Origin of the sequence: Mesorhizobium sp. M4A.F.Ca.ET.090.04.2.1, assembly GCF_003999085.1 — a bacterium.
GTDB lineage: Bacteria > Pseudomonadota > Alphaproteobacteria > Rhizobiales > Rhizobiaceae > Mesorhizobium.
Map to the genome: position 1 here is coordinate 1 of NZ_RZOT01000975.1, position 699 is coordinate 699.

Sequence of the window (699 nt, forward strand, 5' to 3'; positions counted from 1 at the left end):
GTTCCAGATTGAACTGCAGTTTCAGTTCGCAGATGACCACCACGGGCGGCTCGCCATCGCGCAGCCCGACCACGTCGCAGCCGCCGACTTCGCCCTTGACGGTAAAGTCCAGGCTCTCGAGAAACCGCTTCACCGGGACGTATAGGGACGTTTCCTGCATGCGAGAGGCATAGCCGATTCGGACCGGGCGCGGACAGCGCCGCCAAAGGGCGCGTCTCGACAGGCGGATTGGCAGCTGCAAAACCGGTCCGCGATGCTTGAGGCCCCTTCGACAGGCCGTCCAGCGCAGAGAGATTTGCTGAATTACTGCCTGGCGAACGCGCCCGTGTAGGTTTGGCCGGCAAGCGTATAGGTGGCGGCCAGCGTCCCGTCGGGCTGCATGATGAAGGTGGCGTCCGCGCCGTTCGGCAGGCGCGCAAGCTTCAATGTGTTGCCTGAAATCTTCCCGGCGCCATCGGCGACGCCCGGCTTGTTGTCGGCCAGAACTCCCCACGCATAGGTGACCGTCACCTGCCCGCGAGGAGCAATCGTGAGCACGGCCAGCTTGCCTTCATACATCCCGTCCAGCCGTCCGGCCCATATGCCGGAGAATGCGGCATATTTTGCCGGAACGCCCTTGTCGGGGGGCGTCGCCACCACGGATGGGTCCAGGACTGCCGAATCCTGAGCAGGAGGAACCGCGGCCAGGGCAGGTTGTGC

General features: G+C 64.4%; 1 protein-coding gene. It reads right to left on the bottom strand.

What is annotated here, in order from left to right; genetic code table 11:
* Positions 1–303 precede the first annotated feature (303 nt).
* The coding region (locus EN781_RS35710) for a hypothetical protein (protein ID WP_245492725.1) at positions 304–699 on the bottom strand (396 nt) is incomplete at its 5' end.